General features: G+C 61.3%; 17 protein-coding genes. 10 read left to right on the forward strand and 7 right to left on the reverse strand.

Going from position 1 to position 16,949, the window contains the following annotated elements:
• Positions 1 to 381, forward strand: a 381-nt coding sequence (locus HX869_RS14705) for a methyl-accepting chemotaxis protein (RefSeq protein WP_256736768.1), incomplete at its 5' end; no start/stop codon positions are given.
• A gap of 10 nt (positions 382 to 391) precedes the next feature.
• Here the strand turns inward: HX869_RS14705 and HX869_RS14710 are convergent.
• Together HX869_RS14710 and purU are read right to left on the reverse strand one after the other, a co-directional pair.
• Positions 392 to 592, reverse strand: a complete 201-nt coding sequence (locus tag HX869_RS14710) for a hypothetical protein (protein ID WP_023659227.1) — start codon at positions 590 to 592, stop codon at positions 392 to 394.
• Positions 593 to 676: 84 nt separating this feature from the next.
• Complete coding sequence (purU, locus tag HX869_RS14715) at positions 677 to 1,525, reverse strand: formyltetrahydrofolate deformylase (protein ID WP_003209762.1); 849 nt, start codon at positions 1,523 to 1,525, stop codon at positions 677 to 679.
• Between the two features lie 349 nt (positions 1,526 to 1,874).
• On the opposite strand from purU, the gene mvaT reads away from it, so the two are divergent.
• A complete protein-coding gene (gene mvaT / locus HX869_RS14720; RefSeq protein ID WP_008432352.1) occupies positions 1,875 to 2,249 on the forward strand; it encodes a histone-like nucleoid-structuring protein MvaT in 375 nt (124 codons plus the stop codon).
• 90 nt (positions 2,250 to 2,339) lie between these two features.
• Here mvaT and sbcB read toward each other — a convergent pair whose 3' ends face one another.
• Positions 2,340 to 3,767 carry an exodeoxyribonuclease I gene (gene sbcB, locus HX869_RS14725; protein ID WP_003214166.1) on the reverse strand — a complete coding sequence of 476 codons (1,428 nt, stop codon included), beginning with the start codon at positions 3,765 to 3,767 and terminating at the stop codon, positions 2,340 to 2,342.
• Positions 3,768 to 3,956: 189 nt separating this feature from the next.
• Here sbcB and HX869_RS14730 point away from each other — a divergent pair, with 189 nt between their 5' ends.
• From HX869_RS14730 to HX869_RS14755, 6 genes are read left to right on the forward strand one after another with little or no spacing between them, the layout of a single operon-like run.
• Positions 3,957 to 4,649: an RDD family protein gene (locus HX869_RS14730; protein WP_003214165.1), complete on the forward strand. Its 693-nt coding sequence runs from the start codon at positions 3,957 to 3,959 to the stop codon at positions 4,647 to 4,649.
• Positions 4,646 to 5,626, forward strand: a complete 981-nt coding sequence (locus HX869_RS14735) for a stage II sporulation protein M (protein ID WP_178903262.1) — start codon at positions 4,646 to 4,648, stop codon at positions 5,624 to 5,626. The genes HX869_RS14730 and HX869_RS14735 overlap by 4 nt, the downstream gene beginning before the upstream one ends.
• Positions 5,613 to 7,142: a DUF4129 domain-containing protein gene (locus HX869_RS14740; RefSeq protein WP_178903263.1), complete on the forward strand. Its 1,530-nt coding sequence runs from the start codon at positions 5,613 to 5,615 to the stop codon at positions 7,140 to 7,142. The genes HX869_RS14735 and HX869_RS14740 overlap by 14 nt, the downstream gene beginning before the upstream one ends.
• On the forward strand, positions 7,139 to 8,296 hold the full coding sequence (locus HX869_RS14745) for a DUF4350 domain-containing protein (protein WP_102369791.1): 1,158 nt from the start codon (positions 7,139 to 7,141) through the stop codon (positions 8,294 to 8,296). The genes HX869_RS14740 and HX869_RS14745 overlap by 4 nt, the downstream gene beginning before the upstream one ends.
• A complete protein-coding gene (locus HX869_RS14750) occupies positions 8,293 to 9,273 on the forward strand; it encodes a MoxR family ATPase (protein ID WP_008432346.1) in 981 nt (326 codons plus the stop codon). Before HX869_RS14745 ends, HX869_RS14750 begins: the two co-directional genes overlap by 4 nt.
• 7 nt (positions 9,274 to 9,280) lie before the next feature.
• A complete protein-coding gene (locus HX869_RS14755; protein ID WP_178903264.1) occupies positions 9,281 to 10,612 on the forward strand; it encodes a DUF58 domain-containing protein in 1,332 nt (443 codons plus the stop codon).
• 16 nt (positions 10,613 to 10,628) lie between these two features.
• Here the strand turns inward: HX869_RS14755 and HX869_RS14760 are convergent, their stop codons facing one another.
• On the reverse strand, positions 10,629 to 10,988 hold the full coding sequence (locus HX869_RS14760; protein WP_177019297.1) for a PilZ domain-containing protein: 360 nt from the start codon (positions 10,986 to 10,988) through the stop codon (positions 10,629 to 10,631).
• A 226-nt stretch (positions 10,989 to 11,214) separates the two neighbouring features.
• Positions 11,215 to 11,589 (reverse strand): tol-pal system YbgF family protein, encoded by a 375-nt coding sequence (locus HX869_RS14765; RefSeq protein ID WP_003214151.1) that lies wholly within the window; start codon positions 11,587 to 11,589, stop codon positions 11,215 to 11,217.
• A gap of 175 nt (positions 11,590 to 11,764) precedes the next feature.
• Between HX869_RS14765 and pyk the strand changes: the two genes are divergently transcribed.
• The gene (pyk, locus tag HX869_RS14770) at positions 11,765 to 13,216 is read left to right on the forward strand and encodes a pyruvate kinase (protein ID WP_003214149.1); all 1,452 of its coding nucleotides are present in this window, start codon (positions 11,765 to 11,767) and stop codon (positions 13,214 to 13,216) included.
• 199 nt (positions 13,217 to 13,415) lie between these two features.
• Here the strand turns inward: pyk and HX869_RS14775 are convergent, their stop codons facing one another.
• Complete coding sequence (locus HX869_RS14775) at positions 13,416 to 14,165, reverse strand: enoyl-CoA hydratase-related protein (RefSeq protein ID WP_003214147.1); 750 nt, start codon at positions 14,163 to 14,165, stop codon at positions 13,416 to 13,418.
• A 30-nt stretch (positions 14,166 to 14,195) separates the two neighbouring features.
• Entirely contained in the window at positions 14,196 to 15,128 is a 933-nt protein-coding gene (locus HX869_RS14780; RefSeq protein WP_178903265.1) for an iron-sulfur-binding ferredoxin reductase, read from the reverse strand.
• 216 nt (positions 15,129 to 15,344) lie between these two features.
• Between HX869_RS14780 and HX869_RS14785 the strand changes: the two genes are divergently transcribed.
• Positions 15,345 to 16,868, forward strand: coding sequence for a fumarate hydratase (locus HX869_RS14785; protein WP_003214142.1), 1,524 nt, complete (start codon positions 15,345 to 15,347; stop codon positions 16,866 to 16,868).
• The last annotated feature ends 81 nt before the right edge of the window (positions 16,869 to 16,949 follow it).

Below are 16,949 nucleotides of genomic sequence, written 5' to 3' on the forward strand. Positions count from 1 at the left end.
CTGGCGCACCGCACCCAGGAGTCGGCGCAGCAGGTGCAGAAGATGATCGAGGAGCTGCAAGTCGGCGCCCGGGATTCGGTCAGCACCATGAGCGAAAGCCAGCGGCACAGCCAGGACAGTGTGGAAATCGCCAACCTGGCGGGCGAGCGTCTGAACAGCGTGACCCAGCGTATCGGCGAAATTGACGGGATGAACCAGTCGGTAGCCACCGCTACCGAGGAACAGACCTCGGTGGTGGAGTCAATCAACATGGACATCACCGAGATCAACACCCTCAATCAGGAAGGTGTGGAAAACCTGCAATCAACCTTGCGGGCCTGTTCCGACCTGGAACAGCAAGCGGCGCGCCTGAAGCAACTGGTGGGTAGTTTCCGGATTTGATCCCGCCGGGTCAGCGGCTGCCTTGCACAGCCGCTGACGCCTTTTCTTCAGGCAATTCGGATGTGTCCTGCAATTGTTCCCACAACTCGGCGGCGCCTGGAAACTCGGTGCCGTCCTCACTGCTCAGGTCATCCGGGTCATATCGACTCAAACAACCCTCTCCCAGCGTCGCGGGGGCTTTGGAAGTCGCCTTGTCCAGTGGATCGCTCATGCTCCAGTCCTCACCCGCGCTCAAAAAAAGGGCCTGTAGCGATTTAACGCCCAGGCCCTTCATTCTTCAATCAAAACACTTCAATCAGAACACGACAGTCTTGTTGCCGTGCACCAGCACCCGGTCTTCCAGGTGATAGCGCAGGCCGCGAGCCAGCACCATCTTCTCGACGTCACGGCCAAAACGGACCATGTCTTCGATGCTGTCGCTATGGCTGACACGCACCACGTCCTGCTCGATGATGGGACCGGCGTCCAACTCTTCGGTGACGTAGTGGCACGTTGCACCGATCAGCTTCACGCCACGCAGGGATGCCTGGTGATACGGCTTGGCACCCACAAACGATGGCAGGAAACTGTGGTGAATATTGATCACCTTGCCAGCGTATTCACTGCACAACTCCGGCGGCAGAATCTGCATGTAGCGCGCCAGTACCACGACGTCCGCATCGTGCTGCTTGACCAGGCGCGAGACCTCGGCAAAGGCCGGCTCCTTGTCCTGCGGGTTGACCGGGACGTGGTAGTACGGAATGCCATGCCACTCGACCATGCTGCGCAGGTCGTCATGGTTGGAAATCACGCAGGAGATTTCGCAGTCCAGTTCATCGCTGTGCCAGCGGTGCAGCAGGTCTGCCAGGCAGTGGGACTCACGACTGGCCATCAGGACCACGCGTTTTTTCTGTTCCGTGTCGGTGATGCGCCAGGTCATCGAGAACTCTTCAGCGATCGGCGCAAATGCCTCGCGAAATGCCTCTAGACCAAAGGGCAGCGTATCGGCACGAATTTCGTGACGCATGAAAAACCAGCCGCTGAGATTGTCCGAGTGATGGCTCGCTTCGGTGATCCAGCCGTTGTGGGAAGCCAGAAAGTTACTGACCTTGGCAACGATGCCAACCCGGTCCGGGCAAGCAATCACCAGCCGAAAAGTGCGCATTAGGGGGAAACTCCAGAACTTCGCAAAGGCCGCCATTCTAGCGATTGCGCAGAAAAACTGCAGTATTCCTCAACGCTTATTCTGATCGGCTGCGTCAACCCTGCCCCTTAATAGCGTAGGGTTTTTCCCCACTATGTGTGCAAACGCGTGGACTCCGGCAGTAAGCCAAGACTTAACCAGAGTATCTTTAGGCCATCCCCCTTACTAATTAACTCAATTCCACGCTTTTGCCACAAACAACCAAAGTAAATTACATAAATGCGGCCTTAAATGTTTACTTGGGCAAACTGTCTGACTATTATTGAGCCACTATCCCCTTTCACCCAGCGCCCTGCATAAGGTAGTCCCCATGTCCCTGATCAACGAATATCGCGCCACCGAAGAAGCTATCAAAGAGCTGCAAGCCCGTTTGAAGAACCTGTCCCAAGACGACAAACTGCAAACCGAGCTGGAATTCGAAGGCAAATTGCGCACCCTGATGGGCGAATACTCCAAATCCCTGCGTGACATCATCGCGCTGCTGGATCCGGATTCGAAAGTTAAGGCTCCACGTGGCGCCGTAAAAACTACCGGCACCAAGCGTGCACGCAAGGTTAAACAATACAAAAACCCGCACAACGGCGAAGTGATTGAAACCAAAGGTGGCAACCACAAGACTCTGAAAGAGTGGAAAGCCAAGTGGGGCGGCGACGTGGTTGAAGGCTGGGCTACCCTGCTGGGCTAAGCCTCGCCAGGACGCTGCGTGATACGCAACGCAATAAAAAACGCCAGCTTGCTGGCGTTTTTTATTGTCCGTATTTTACCGGGAAGCTGATTACAGACTCATTCGAGTCGCTAAGGCATCAACATACTCCTGCCATTCATCAAGCACCTGGCGCTGAAACGGTGTGGCACTAACAGCCAACTCAAGACACGCCTGCTTAAAACCCTCAAGGGTGTTTGGCGCGCCCCATTGAGGGTCTGACAAACGTTGCTGACAGAAAACTCTCCAGCGTTGTTGCTCTTCACTATTCAAGGTGTCTGGAAAGTTGCGTGCACGATAGCGAAATAATAATTCAGGCAAACGTTCATCATCGAAAGGCCATTGCTGGCGCGCTAGTTGCGCCGGCTCGGCGACTCTCACTTGCTCACATAAACGTCGATCACGATCCCCGATAAAACCATCGTATAGCTGCTGCTCGGGATCGGCGCTTGGCGCAAAATCTTCCTCGGCGTAAATCGCCGCCAGTTTATCGCGCCATAGTTCCTGTGCGTCGCTTAGCCGCAGGGCCCGCGCATCACACTCATCCATATCCAGCTGCAAACGCTCGCGGTCTTGCGGCCGAAGCACGCTCAACGGTGCGACCACCGGGCAACGATTGATGTGCAGCAACTTGAGCGGTACCGGCAATTCACCTTCGGCCAGTTCGTCGCGGCGGGTATATAAGCGCCGGCGCAAGGTATCGGCGTCCTCGTCCAACAGCCCTTGCGGATCGAGCCCCAGGTCGCAGACGATCAATGCATTGCGATTGCGCGGGTGCCACGCCAGCGGCAGCACCACCCCCAGGTAATGACGCTCGGCAGAAAAACGACCGGAAATATGCACCATCGGCTGCAACAACCGCACCTGGTCCATGACCCGTTGTTTGCTGCGCAGTTGAAACAGCCAGTCATAGAGCTTGGGTTGCTTCTCGCGGATCAACCGGGCCAGGGCGATGGTGGCGCGCACATCGGACAAGGCGTCGTGGGCCTGGCCGTGGTCGATGCCGTTGGCGGCCGTCAACCGCTCAAGCTTGAGGGTGACGCGCCCGTCCTGTTCCGGCCAGACGATCCCGTCAGGGCGCAGGGCGTAGGCAGTGCGCACCACGTCGATCAGGTCCCAGCGGCTGTTGCCGCCTTGCCATTCCCGGGCATAGGGATCGAAGAAATTGCGGTACAAGCTGTAGCGCGTCATCTCATCGTCAAAACGCAAGGTGTTGTAGCCGGCCCCGCAAGTGCCCGGGGTGGCCAGCTCGGCGTGCACCCGGGTCATGAAGTCGGCTTCGGCCAGGCCTTTTTCCGCCAGCACGCCGGGAGTGATGCCAGTGATCGCGCACGCTGCCGGATGCGGCAGGATATCGTCGCTGGGGTGGCAGTAGAGATTGACCGGCGGCCCGACCTCGTTAAGCTCGAGGTCGGTGCGAATACCGGCTACCTGCAGCGGGCGGTCGGTACGCGGATTGATGCCGGTGGTTTCATAGTCGTACCAGAAAATGGTGGTCACGGGCTATTCCTGTGCTGAAGACCGGCAAAGTCTAGGCGCTTGCAGGCATCGGGGGCCAGCGCTGTGTTCCCTGTACAAATATTCAGTAAATCGTTGAGTGGTTGCTTCCACCGTCGACACTGCTAGCATCGGTCTTTCCAACCCCGCCGCTGCCGCCCAGGCGCCAGCGCCGCACTGCCAAGGACCGCGATGCCACCTGCGCCACTGGATACCCGCTACCAGATCGAGACCCCGGAGGGTATCGACCTGCCCCTGCGCCCGGCCGGCCTGCTGGTACGCTCACTGGCCTTTGCCTTCGACCTGGGTTTGCGCGGCCTGATTCTCGGCATCCTGTTTATCGCATTGGCCTTTCTCGGCAACCTGGGCATTGGCCTGGGTTCGCTGCTGCTGTTCCTCGTCAGTTGGTGGTACATGGTGCTTTTCGAAGTGCTCAACCAGGGCTGCTCGCCCGGCAAGCAGGTCATGGGCCTGCGGGTGGTACAGGACGACGGCACGCCCATCGGCTGGTCCGCCTCGCTGATCCGTAACCTGCTGCGTTTTGTCGACATGCTGCCCTTCGGCTATTTCCTCGGCGCCATCAGTTGCCTGCAACACCCCAACTTCAAGCGCCTGGGCGACCTGGCGGCCGGGACCCTGGTGATCTACCGCGAACAACCGCTTTCCCGCCCGCAAGTGCCCCAGGCCCCGGCGCTGCGCCTGCCGTTCGCCCTTGAGCTGAACGAACAACGGGCGATTCTCAGCTTCGCCGAACGCCAGGGCGAACTGTCGGCCGAACGGGTCAACGAACTGGCCGCTATCCTGGCCACGCCCCTGCAGGTCTCCCCTGCCCGCGCCGTGGCAGAACTCAACGGTGTGGCCCGCGGATTGTTGGGGCCAGCATGAAACAGAGTCTTTTCGAAAGCCGTCATCAGCCACAATGGCAAGCCTTTGCCGAGCAGTTGACGCAGTTGGAGAAAGGCAAAGCCAAAGGCGCCGACTTCGTCGACTTCCCTCATCAATACCGGCAGTTGTGCCAGCACCTGGCCCTGGCCCAGGAGCGCGGCTACAGCAGCTACCTGGTGGACCCGTTGCAGCAGCTTGTCTTGCGCGGCCATCAACAGTTGTATCGTCATCGCAGCCGGATGGGGGCAAACGTGCTGAGCTTCCTGCTGGCCGATTTCCCCAGGCTGGTTCGCGCGCAATGGCCATTTGTGCTGGCTGCCGGCCTGCTGTTCTTTGGCAGCCTGCTCGGCATTGCCTTGCTGGTGTACCTGTTTCCGGACTTGATCTACAGCATCGTCAGCCCTCGGCAGGTGGCCGAGATGCAGGCCATGTACAACCCCGATGCCAGCCGCCTGGGCCGGGCAGCCGAGCGCGCTTCCAGCGAAGACTGGATGATGTTCGGCTACTACGTGATGCACAACATCGGCATCGCCTTCCAGACCTTTGCCGCCGGGCTGCTGTTCGGCCTGGGCAGCGTATTTTTCCTGTTCTTCAATGGCCTGATCATTGGCGCCGTTGCCGGGCACCTGACGCAAATCGGCTACGGGCAAACGTTCTGGTCATTTGTCATCGGCCATGGCGCCTTCGAGCTCAGCGCAATTGCCCTGGCTGGCGCGGCTGGCCTGCAACTGGGCTGGGCGCTGATTGCACCGGGGCCCCTCACCAGAGGCGAATCCCTGCGCCTGGCCGCGCGCAAAAGTGTGCAAATGATTTGTGGTGTGATGGTGTTCCTGCTGATCGCCGCGTTTATCGAGGCGTACTGGTCGTCCACCAATGCCGTGGCGCCGTGGGTCAAGTACCTGGTCGGCACCGCCCTGTGGTTGCTGATGGCGGCCTACCTGCTGTTTGCCGGACGGAATCGCCATGCGCCTGAGTGATGCCAGCGTCGTGATCCGCCCGCGTACCTCCTGGGAGGCCATGGACCTCGGCATCCTGCTGGCCCGGGAACACCGGCTGCTGTTGATGAGCAGTTGGGCCATCGTGACCTTGCCGGTCTTCGCCCTGTTCAGCGTGCTCCTGTGGAATCACCCCACCACCGCGCTGTTGCTGTTCTGGTGGTTGAAACCGGCATTCGACCGCCTGCCACTGTATATCCTGTCCAAGGCCCTGTTCGGCGAAACACCCAGCCTGAAACAAGCGCTGCGCCAATCGCCGCGGCTGCTCAAGGGCCAACTGCTGGCCAGCCTGACCTGGCGGCGCTTCAGCCTCAGCCGTAGCTTCGAGATGCCGGTGGTCCAGCTCGAAGGGCTGCAAGGCCAGGCGCGCCAACAACGTCTCGGGGTGTTGCAGCAGCGCAACGCAGGCGCCGCGCGCTGGCTGACCCTGATCGGGGTGCACCTGGAAATCGCCCTGTGGTTCGGGTTGATGGCCGTGTTCTATTTCTTCCTGCCGCAAGAGGTCGAACGCGACTGGGATTGGCAGCAACTGGCGCTCACCGCCGGCCACGACTGGCGTTGGCTGGAGCACCTAACCAACATGTTCTACGCCTTGATCCTGGTGTTCTGGGAGCCGATCTATGTCGCCTGTGGCTTCAGCCTTTACCTGAACCGCCGCACGGTGCTGGAAGCCTGGGACCTGGAACTGGTGTTCCGCCGAATGCGCCAGCGCCTGAGCGGTGTGGCGTCGCTGCTGTTGCTGGTGGCCGGGCTGACGCTGATTCCGCCGATCCCATCGGCATGGGCTGATGAACCGGTTCCCCAAACGCCGCTGACTACACAATCGGCCAGTCACTCGATCAAGACGCTGTTGGAGCAGCCACCGTTCAAGAACCCGGAAACGCTCACTCGCTACCGCTTCGGCGAGGATAAAGCAGCCGACAAAAACAAAGCGGCAGGTGATGCCAAGCTGCCAGCCTGGCTGGAAGCATTGCTGAAAAACCTCAACAGTGATTCGTTCAAGCACATCGCCAAGGGCCTTGAAGTACTGCTCTGGGGATTGCTGGCAGGTGGCCTGGCACTGGTGATCTGGCGCTACCGCGACTGGCTGCATGCCTTTGTCAGCCGCCGCAGCCCGCGCAAACCCAAGGCTGCCAAACCCGTGCCTTCGCAGCTGTTCGGCCTTGAACTGGGGGCTGACACCTTGCCCGAAGACATCGCAGACGCCGCCGAACAGCTATGGGCAGCACAGCCCCGGGAAGCCCTCGGCCTGCTCTACCGTGGGTTGCTCAGCCGCTTGCTGCACGACTTCAACCTGCCGCTGAAAAGTGCCGACACGGAAGGTGAAGTCCTGGAACGTATCCGCCAACTGCAACAACCGCAGCTGCTGGCATTCAGCGGTGAGCTGACCCGTTACTGGCAAAACCTTGCCTATGGCCATCGCCTGCCGCCTGCCTTGGTGCAACAACAGCTATGCAGCGATTGGCGAACCCTGTTCGGCTCGGGAGCGGCGCAATGAATCGGCCGTTGCTGTGGGTCGGGCTGCTGGTCGCGGGCTTGCTGGCAGCAGGCGGTTTTTATGCCTGGCACAAGGCGATTCCTTATCAGGAAGTGGTCGATCGCGGCCCTTCACCCGAAGCCCTGGCCAACCCCTACCTGGCAGCTGAACACTTTCTGCGCCAGCAAGGCCTGGTGGTGGAACATGCCAACAGCCTCGAACGGCTGGCCAGCCTTTCGCCCAAGGGCAACAGCCTGCTGTTGCTGGGCGAGCGCAGCAACATGAGCCCGCCCCAGGTTGATCAATTGCTGCAGTGGACCCGGGCTGGCGGCCATCTGCTGCTGGTAGCCGAAGCGCTGTGGGATGAGGACACCGGTGAAAGTGGCGACCTGTTGCTGGATCGTGTGCAGATACACCAATCCTTCAGTGAAGAATTCGACGCTCCGGCACCCGCGCGTAAAAAGAAAACGCCGGACCTGACCAAACTCTATGTGGACAACGAAACAGCGCCGGCCTATTTCAGCTTCGACACCGACTTCAACCTCACCGACCCCAGGCACCTGGCACAATTCTCGGCCAACAGCGCCCGGTCGACGCACCTGATGCAGGTCAACCTCGGGCAAGGGCGTGTGACCGTGGTCACCGACAGCGACCTGTGGAAAAACCCGGGCATCGGCCTGCACGATAACGCGTGGCTGCTCTGGTACCTGAGCCAGGGCACCCAGGTCACACTGCTATTCAACACTGATGTCGAGGACCTGTTCAGCCTGTTGTTGCGCTACTTCCCCCAGGCACTGGTGGCACTTGCCGCACTGATCGCCCTGGGCCTCTGGCACGCCAGCCTGCGCCAGGGTCCGATCCGGCAACCGGCGCCCAAGGCACGGCGGCAATTGCAGGAACACTTGAACGCCAGTGCCGACTTCCTGTTGCGCCGCAGCGGGCAAGACAGCTTGCTGCAAGCTTTGCAGCGCGACATCCAGCGCACCGCTCGGCGCCGTCATCCCGGGTTCGAACACCTCGATACAGCCGAACAATTGCGGGTGCTTGAACGCCTGACCCGCCAACCCTCCCTTGTTATCAGCCAGGCCCTTGGCCCACCTGCGACGAAACGGCTCTCCAGCGCCGATTTCAGCCGCCAGGTGGCCTGCCTGCAAACCCTCAGGAATGCCCTATGAGCGAATTTCCCGCCACTGACCCGATTCAGCGCGCCAGCCAACTGGCCCAGGCCTTGCGCGTCGAACTGCGCAAGGCGGTTATCGGTCAGGACCCGGTGATCGATGACGTGCTCACGGCGTTGATCGCGGGCGGCCATGTGTTGCTTGAAGGGGTTCCCGGCCTGGGCAAGACCTTGCTGGTACGCGCGCTGGCACGCTGTTTTGGAGGCGAGTTCGCGCGCATCCAGTTCACCCCGGACCTGATGCCCAGCGACGTGACCGGCCATGCCGTATACGACCTGCATACCGAACAGTTCAAGCTGCGCAAGGGACCGTTGTTCACCAACCTGCTGTTGGCTGACGAGATCAACCGTGCCCCGGCGAAAACCCAGGCAGCGTTGCTGGAAGCCATGCAGGAACGCCAGGTAACCCTTGAAGGCGAGGCGCTGCCCATCGGCCAGCCGTTCATGGTACTGGCCACCCAGAACCCCATCGAGCAGGAAGGTACTTACCCATTGCCCGAAGCCGAACTGGACCGTTTCATGCTCAAGGTGCGCATGGACTATCCCGAGGCACAGCAGGAACTGGACATGGTGCGCGAAGTCACCCGCTCGTCCCGAGCCGACATGCTCGACGTACAGCCGCTGCGCACGGTGCTGCAAGCCGAAGACGTGCTGCTGTTGCAACAGATTGCCAGCGAGTTGGCGCTGGATGAGCAGGTGCTCGACTACGCCGTGCGCCTGGCCCGCACTACGCGCAGTTGGCCGGGCCTGACCATCGGCGCCGGGCCCCGGGCCTCCATCGCCCTGGTTCGCGGTGCACGGGCGCGGGCCTTGCTGCGCGGGGGCGAGTTCGTGACCCCGGACGACATCAAGGGCTGCGCCCTGGCAGTGTTGCGCCATCGGGTGCGTATTGCCCCGGAGCTGGATATCGACGGGTTGGAAGTCGACCAGGTGCTCCGGCAATTGCTGGACCAAGTCCCGGCGCCACGCCAATGAGACGCCCATGAGACCAACCCGCCTGCTGTTGACCTGGCTCGGTGTACTGCTGGGCCTGAGTATCCTGCTCGGCGCACTGGTGGCGCTACAGGTCAAGGTGCCAGACGCCCTGCACTCAGTGACGTGGGGCCTGCTGCTGGCCCTGTTGCTGCTGGCCCTGCTGGATGCCAGCCGCCTGCGCCGCCGGCCGTCCCCGCGCGTGCGACGGCAGATGCCCGGCAGCCTGGCACTGGGGCGCTGGGGGGAAGTGCGGGTAAGCCTGGAGCACGATTATCCCCAGCCGTTGGCGGTCCAGGTATTCGATCATGTGCCTGACGGCCTGGCGGTGGAGGACCTGCCGCAGTCCATCGAACTGCGGCCCGGCGAGCACAGTGAACTGGGTTATCGGCTAAGGCCCCAAAGGCGCGGGCATTTCAGCTTTACCCGCTGTGAAGTGCATCTGCCCAGCGCCCTGGGGCTATGGTCGGCCCGGCGCCTGATCGACGTCAGCGACGCCACCCGGGTCTACCCGGACTTCGCACGCCTGTATGGCGCGCAGTTGCTGGCGGTGGACAACTGGCTCAACCAGCTGGGCGTACGCCAGCGGCAACGGCGTGGGCTGGGCCTGGAGTTTCACCAACTGCGTGAGTTTCGCGAAGGTGACAGCCTGCGCCAGATCGACTGGAAAGCCACCGCCCGGCAACGCACGCCCATTGCCAGGGAGTACCAGGACGAGCGCGACCAGCAGATCATGTTCATGCTCGATTGTGGCCGCCGTATGCGCAGCCAGGACGCCGAACTGTCGCACTTCGACCACGCGCTCAACGCCTGCCTGCTGCTCAGTTATGTAGCCTTGCGCCAGGGCGATGCCGTAGGGCTGTGCACATTTGCCTGCGACCAGCCGCGCTACCTGGCGCCGGTCAAGGGCGGTGGCCAGCTCAACCTGTTGCTGAATGCGGTGTATGACCTGGACACGTCCCGGCGTACGGCCGATTACCAGGCGGCCGCCAGCCAACTGCTGGCCCGGCAGAAACGTCGCTCGCTGGTGATCGTAGTGACCAATTTGCGGGATGAGGAAGATGAAGAGTTACTCAGCGCCGTAAAGCGCATCAGCCGCCAGCACCGGGTAATGGTCGCAAGCCTGCGGGAGGAGGTCCTTGACCAGTTACGCCAGGCTCCCGTGCAAACCCTGCCCGAAGCCCTGGCCTACTGCGGCACGATCAACTATCTCAATACCCGGGACGAACTCCACGACCGCTTGAACGCCCACGGGCTGTCGGTACTGGACACACCGCCTTCGGACCTGGGTGCCGCCCTGGTGACCCGCTACCTGGGCTGGAAAAAAGCCGGCGCGCTATGAACGCCGGATGCAGCACCTAGGCAGAGGCCTGCAACGGATCAAAGCTGAAGTAATCCAGCAGCGCGCTGATCACCTCCCCATATTCGGCAGGGGCCTGGGATATGCTGAACCCGGAATCGTAATGCTGGGGGTTTATATCCTCATGACACCACAGGCAGGTGGCCGTGAGGTCTACCGCCTGCACCTCACCCTCAGGCCCTGGGATCTTCAAGCGCAGCTCGAAATCCACATCGACCATCATGGGTAACTGGCTGATCAACATCAGGCCCTGCTCGGAAACATTGCCCAGATAGCCGATTGGCTTGTCCGTCAGGCGGTTGAACACTTGAAGGAAGCAAGGTAACTGATGCCGCTCGATCCGTCGGTGAGTAAACATGATGAGGTCGCCATCCAATGGCCATATATGTGGCCGCTCCAGTGATTCGAAACGAGCCTGAAGGCCCGCTCTCCCCGGATATCGGTGCGACAACCGCAAACGCGTTGCCACTTTTACAGCTGCCAAATCCGGGAACGCCATCCGTTTGAATAGAAACTTATACAAACTGACATTCAAAGATTAGCCCAAGACTGGCAACGAGCCAGCTATGGCATGACAAATATCATCACAACGACGCCGGCCGCGGCTGGGCAACGCTCGCGCCGGGGTAATGCCCCAGTTGCTGCAGGGTATCCAAACGGGCACGGGCACGGAATGCGTACTCGCTCGCCGGGTACTGGCTGATGATGAACTGATAGGTTTGCGCCGCATCGACAAACAGCTTCTCGCGCTCCAGGCACTGCCCGCGCAACATCGAGACTTCCGGTTGCACGTAGCGCCGGGAACGGCTTTCACGGTCGACCTGGGACAACTCAAGGGTGACCCGCTGGCAATCGCCCACACCGTAGGCGCGGTACGCATTGTTCAAATGATGGTCCATCGACCAACGGGTGCAGCCGACAACACTGACGGCCAGGGCAGCAATGATCACGATTCGCATGGGGGTTCTCCTGTCTTGTGCAGTGTATCGACCCTTCATCGAAAATCTTCAAGGTTGTTCATCTGTTCATGCAGAGTGAAAACAAGCGAATCATCGATAAGTAGTGCAAACGAACAATGACTACAACCAAAGAGCATAGTAGCCTTCCCCAGCGCTTGAACTCAGGAGTCCGTGCATGTCCGTCCGTCGTACCAAAATCGTCGCCACCCTTGGCCCGGCCAGTAACTCGCCGGAAGTCCTCGAACAGCTGATTCTGGCTGGCCTGGACGTTGCCCGTCTGAACTTCTCCCACGGCACCCCGGACGAGCACAAGGCTCGCGCCAAGCTGGTGCGTGACCTGGCCGCCAAGCATGGCCGCTTCGTGGCGTTGCTGGGTGACCTGCAAGGCCCGAAAATCCGTATCGCCAAATTCGCCAACAAGCGGATCGAGCTGAAGATCGGTGACCAGTTCACCTTCTCCACCAGCCATCCCCTGACCGAAGGCAACCAGCAAGTCGTGGGTATCGACTACCCGGACCTGGTGAAAGACTGCGGCGTGGGCGACGAACTGCTGCTGGACGACGGCCGTGTGGTAATGCGCGTCGACACCGCCACCCCGACCGAACTGAATTGCACCGTGATCATCGGCGGCCCGCTGTCGGACCACAAAGGCATCAACCGTCGCGGCGGTGGCCTGACTGCCCCGGCCCTGACTGAAAAAGACAAGGCCGACATCAAGCTCGCCGCCGAAATGGAAGTGGACTACCTCGCGGTATCCTTCCCGCGCGACGCCGCCGACATGGAATACGCCCGTAAACTGCGCGACGAAGCCGGCGGCACTGCCTGGCTGGTGGCGAAGATCGAACGCGCCGAAGCCGTAGCCGATGACGAAACCCTCGACGGCCTGATCAAGGCTTCCGACGCCGTGATGGTTGCCCGTGGCGACCTGGGTGTGGAAATCGGTGACGCCGAGCTGATCGGTATCCAGAAGAAAATCATCCTGCACGCACGTCGCCACAACAAGGCGGTGATCGTTGCGACCCAGATGATGGAGTCGATGATCCAGAACCCGATGCCAACCCGTGCCGAAGTGTCCGACGTGGCCAACGCCGTGCTCGACTACACCGACGCCGTGATGCTTTCGGCTGAAAGTGCGGCTGGCCCGTACCCGCTGGAAGCCGTGCAGGCCATGGCACGCATCTGCGTCGGCGCTGAAAAGCACCCGACCAGCAAGACCTCCAGCCACCGTATCGGCAAGGTCTTCGAAAGCTGCGACCAGAGCATCGCCCTGGCGGCCATGTACACCGCCAACCACTTCCCGGGTGTGAAAGCGATCATCGCCCTGACCGAAAGTGGCTACACGCCGTTGATCATGTCGCGCATCCGTTCCTCGATCCCGATCTACGCGTTCTCCCCGCACCGCGAAACCCAGGCCCGTGCGGCCATGTTCCGCGGCGTCTACACCGTACCGTTCGACCCGGCATCGCTGCCGCCTGAGCAAGTCAGCCAGGCCGCGATCGACGAGTTGCTCAAGCGCGGCGTCGTGGAGAAAGGCGACTGGGTCATCCTGACCAAGGGTGACAGCTACCACACCATCGGCGGCACCAACGGCATGAAGATCCTGCACGTTGGCGACCCAATGGTCTGAGTGACCGCTCGCTGAAAAACAAAAGCCCCGCCATGTGAATGGCGGGGCTTTTTGCATTGCAAATTGGCTTGTGTGTTGGCTTTACTGGCCTATTCGCGAGCAAGCCCGCTCCCACATTTTATCGCGTACATCCTGAAGAAACACGGTCGAATGTGGGAGCGGGCTTGCTCGCGAAGACGGCCGACCAGTCAACGCTCATTCATCTCCGAGTGATAAACCCCGACAACGCCGCAATCGCCTCCGGCGACTTCAACCTCTGGGTAAACAACGCCCCCTCCTCCTCGATCACCTTGCGCAACTGCTCGCGATCAACGCTTTTCATCAGATGCTTGCTGACCTGTACCGCGCCCGGCGCCAGGGTCTCAAACCGTCCAGCAATTTCCCGCGCCTTGGCCAGGGCCGATTCACCGCTGCCCAATGCCTCGGTGGCAATGCCCCAGGCGGCAGCCTGTTCGCCGGTAAACCCTTCACCCAGCAGCAGCAACTCCGCCGCCTTGGCATGCCCCAGCAAGCGCGGGAGGATCAAGCTGGACCCAAACTCCGGACACAGCCCCAGGTTGACGAACGGCATGCGCAACCGTGCATCCCGGCTGACATACACCAGGTCACAATGCAGCAGCAGCGTCGTGCCAATTCCCACCGCCACGCCCGCCACTGCCGCAATCACCGGCTTGCGGCAGTTGAGCAAGCTGCGCATGAAATTGAAGACCGGGCTGTCGAGATCCGCCGGCGGTTGTTCGAGGAAGTCGCCAATATCGTTACCGGCGGTGAAGCACTCGCTGCTGCCCTGGATCAGCACGGCATTCACGCTGGTATCGGCATCCGCCTGCTCCAGCGCCTCGGCCAATTGGCTGTACATGGCGCGGGTCAGGGCATTTTTCTTGTCCGGGCGATTGAGCTGCAAAATCAGCAACCCGCGTTCGCGTTGCTGCAGGATGGCATCGGTCATGACAAATCTCGCGGCTGGGAAATTCAGCGCTCAACCACGGGGCAGGAACACATCGGCCAGCAGTTGATTGCGCGGCAGTCCGGCCAGGAACAGGCGCTTGGAAAAGGCCTCGACACTGGCCGGGTGCCCGCAGAGTAAAGCCAGAGTTTGCCGGGAAACAAGCCGCAGTTGCGCCAACGCCTGCGTCACCTCAGCCGCTGTCCATAGCTCAACGGTCACGTTCGGATGCGCACCAGCCAGCTGGGCCAATGGCCCGGCGAGGTAATGACCGCCCGCGTCATGGGCCAGGTGAATGACCCGGATGGCGCCCTGGTGATCCTGGCGCAAGGCCTCGCGCAACACGCCCCATAGCGGGCCGAGTCCGGTGCCCGAGGCCAGCAGCCAGAGCGGCCGCGATTGCCAGTCGGGGTCGTACTGCAAGGCGCCGCCCCGCAATTCGCCCAGGCGCAGGCTGTCACCGGCCTTGAATTGGCGGGCGGCGTCGCTGAATTCGCCGGGCAGGCGGCAATCAATGTGAAATTCGAGAAACGGATCTTCCTGGGGCAGGCTGGCCAATGAATAAGGCCGCGCAACGCTGCCGGCCCACAACACCAGATGCTGCCCCGCCCGGTAGCGCAAGCCGCGTTCGGGTTGCAGCCGCAAGCGCAGTACACTCGGGTTCAACCAATCGACGCTCAGCACCGTCGCCGGCAACCCGTCACGCAGCGGGTCGAAGGCTTCGACCTGCAAGTCACCTGCGACCTGGCACTGGCACGCCAGGCGCCAGCCATCCTGACGCTGCGCCGGGCTCAGGGCATCCGGCTGGTTGTCCTGGATATCACCCTGGCAACGCACCAGGCAGGCATGGCAGTTGCCGGCGCGGCAACTATAAGGCACGGCCACGCCCGCCTGGTTCAGGGCATCCAGCAGGTTGCTGCCGGCGGCTACCGACCAGTGGCGTTCACCGACGTGAAGTTCAGGCATCAAGGGTCTCGGATCAAAAAGGCGTCTACAGGGAATCACGCCCCGCAGAGTTTGACCATAGTCGGGTGTATCGGCCACCGTGGCGGGTTATACTGCCGCGCCTTTTTAGCGTCGCGCCTGCACCACTTTGGCGTGCCTTGGAAAGGTGGCTTCAGCCGACCGATGCAACACTGACGCCACCTTTATTGAATGTTCCCTTATAGAGGAGCGCGACTCATGACCGTGATCAAGCAAGACGACCTGATTCAGAGCGTTGCCGACGCCCTGCAATTCATTTCCTACTACCATCCCGTTGACTTCATCCAGGCGATGCACGAGGCCTACCTGCGCGAAGAATCGCCAGCGGCCCGTGACTCCATGGCGCAGATCCTGATCAACTCGCGCATGTGTGCCACCGGCCACCGCCCGATCTGCCAGGACACCGGGATTGTCACCGTATTTGTACGTGTAGGCATGGACGTGCGCTGGGATGGCGCCACCATGAGCCTGGACGACATGATCAACCAAGGCGTGCGCCAGGCCTACAACCTGCCGGAAAACGTCCTGCGGGCTTCGATCCTCGCCGACCCGGCCGGTGCGCGTAAAAACACCAAGGACAACACCCCTGCCGTGATCCACTACTCCATCGTCCCGGGTAACACCGTGGAAGTGGACGTGGCCGCCAAGGGCGGTGGTTCCGAGAACAAGTCGAAAATGGCCATGCTCAACCCGTCCGACTCGATCGTCGACTGGGTGCTCAAGACCGTTCCGACCATGGGCGCCGGCTGGTGCCCACCGGGCATGCTTGGCATCGGCATCGGCGGCACCGCCGAGAAAGCCGCGGTAATGGCCAAGGAAGTGTTGATGGAATCCATCGACATCCACGAGCTGAAGAAGCGCGGCCCGTCCAACCGTATCGAAGAGATGCGCCTGGAGCTGTTCGAGAAGGTCAACCAACTGGGCATCGGCGCCCAGGGCCTGGGTGGCCTGACCACCGTGCTCGACGTGAAAATCATGGACTACCCGACCCACGCGGCTTCGCTGCCGGTGTGCATGATCCCCAACTGCGCCGCCACCCGTCACGCGCACTTCGTGCTCGACGGTTCGGGCCCTGCATCGCTCGAAGCGCCACCGCTGGACGCCTACCCGGAAATCGTCTGGGAAGCCGGCCCGTCGGCCCGTCGCGTCAACCTCGACACCCTGACCCCGGAAGACGTGCAGAGCTGGAAGCCGGGCGAAACCGTGCTGCTCAACGGCAAGATGCTCACCGGTCGCGACGCCGCGCACAAGCGCATGGTCGAGATGCTGAACAAGGGCGAAACCCTGCCGGTGGACCTCAAGGGTCGCTTCATCTACTACGTCGGCCCGGTTGATCCGGTGCGCGAAGAAGTGGTAGGGCCTGCCGGTCCGACCACCGCCACGCGCATGGACAAGTTCACCCGCCAGATCCTCGAGCAAACCGGCCTGTTGGGCATGATCGGCAAATCCGAGCGCGGCCCGACCGCTATCGAAGCGATCAAGGACCACAAGGCGGTTTACCTGATGGCAGTGGGCGGCGCGGCTTACCTGGTGGCCCAGGCCATCAAGAAATCCCGCGTCGTGGCGTTCGCCGAACTGGGCATGGAAGCGATCTACGAGTTCGACGTGAAAGACATGCCGGTCACCGTTGCCGTTGATAGCAAGGGCGAGTCGGTACACATCACCGGTCCTGCCATCTGGCAGAAAAAGATCAGTGAAAGCCTGGCGGTAGAAGTGCAGTAAGCATTTCCCCTGCGGGATAAATGACCTTGTGGCGAGGGGGCTTGTCCCCCGTTGGGCTGCGCAGCGGCCCCGAAAAAAGCG

The organism is Pseudomonas sp. P7779 (assembly GCF_013386315.1).
Lineage (GTDB): Bacteria > Pseudomonadota > Gammaproteobacteria > Pseudomonadales > Pseudomonadaceae > Aquipseudomonas.

Excerpts from the sequence above, each read along its gene's own strand:
- HX869_RS14710 (WP_023659227.1), bottom strand. The coding sequence starts at position 592 with ATGAGCGATCCACTGGACAAGGCGACTTCCAAAGCCCCCGCGACGCTG.
- purU (WP_003209762.1), bottom strand. The coding sequence starts at position 1,525 with ATGCGCACTTTTCGGCTGGTGATTGCTTGCCCGGACCGGGTTGGCATC.
- mvaT (WP_008432352.1), top strand. The coding sequence starts at position 1,875 with ATGTCCCTGATCAACGAATATCGCGCCACCGAAGAAGCTATCAAAGAG.
- HX869_RS14730 (WP_003214165.1), top strand. The coding sequence starts at position 3,957 with ATGCCACCTGCGCCACTGGATACCCGCTACCAGATCGAGACCCCGGAG.
- HX869_RS14735 (WP_178903262.1), top strand. The coding sequence starts at position 4,646 with ATGAAACAGAGTCTTTTCGAAAGCCGTCATCAGCCACAATGGCAAGCC.
- HX869_RS14740 (WP_178903263.1), top strand. The coding sequence starts at position 5,613 with ATGCGCCTGAGTGATGCCAGCGTCGTGATCCGCCCGCGTACCTCCTGG.
- HX869_RS14745 (WP_102369791.1), top strand. The coding sequence starts at position 7,139 with ATGAATCGGCCGTTGCTGTGGGTCGGGCTGCTGGTCGCGGGCTTGCTG.
- HX869_RS14750 (WP_008432346.1), top strand. The coding sequence starts at position 8,293 with ATGAGCGAATTTCCCGCCACTGACCCGATTCAGCGCGCCAGCCAACTG.
- HX869_RS14755 (WP_178903264.1), top strand. The coding sequence starts at position 9,281 with ATGAGACCAACCCGCCTGCTGTTGACCTGGCTCGGTGTACTGCTGGGC.
- HX869_RS14760 (WP_177019297.1), bottom strand. The coding sequence starts at position 10,988 with ATGTTTACTCACCGACGGATCGAGCGGCATCAGTTACCTTGCTTCCTT.
- HX869_RS14765 (WP_003214151.1), bottom strand. The coding sequence starts at position 11,589 with ATGCGAATCGTGATCATTGCTGCCCTGGCCGTCAGTGTTGTCGGCTGC.
- pyk (WP_003214149.1), top strand. The coding sequence starts at position 11,765 with ATGTCCGTCCGTCGTACCAAAATCGTCGCCACCCTTGGCCCGGCCAGT.
- HX869_RS14775 (WP_003214147.1), bottom strand. The coding sequence starts at position 14,165 with ATGACCGATGCCATCCTGCAGCAACGCGAACGCGGGTTGCTGATTTTG.
- HX869_RS14780 (WP_178903265.1), bottom strand. The coding sequence starts at position 15,128 with ATGCCTGAACTTCACGTCGGTGAACGCCACTGGTCGGTAGCCGCCGGC.
- HX869_RS14785 (WP_003214142.1), top strand. The coding sequence starts at position 15,345 with ATGACCGTGATCAAGCAAGACGACCTGATTCAGAGCGTTGCCGACGCC.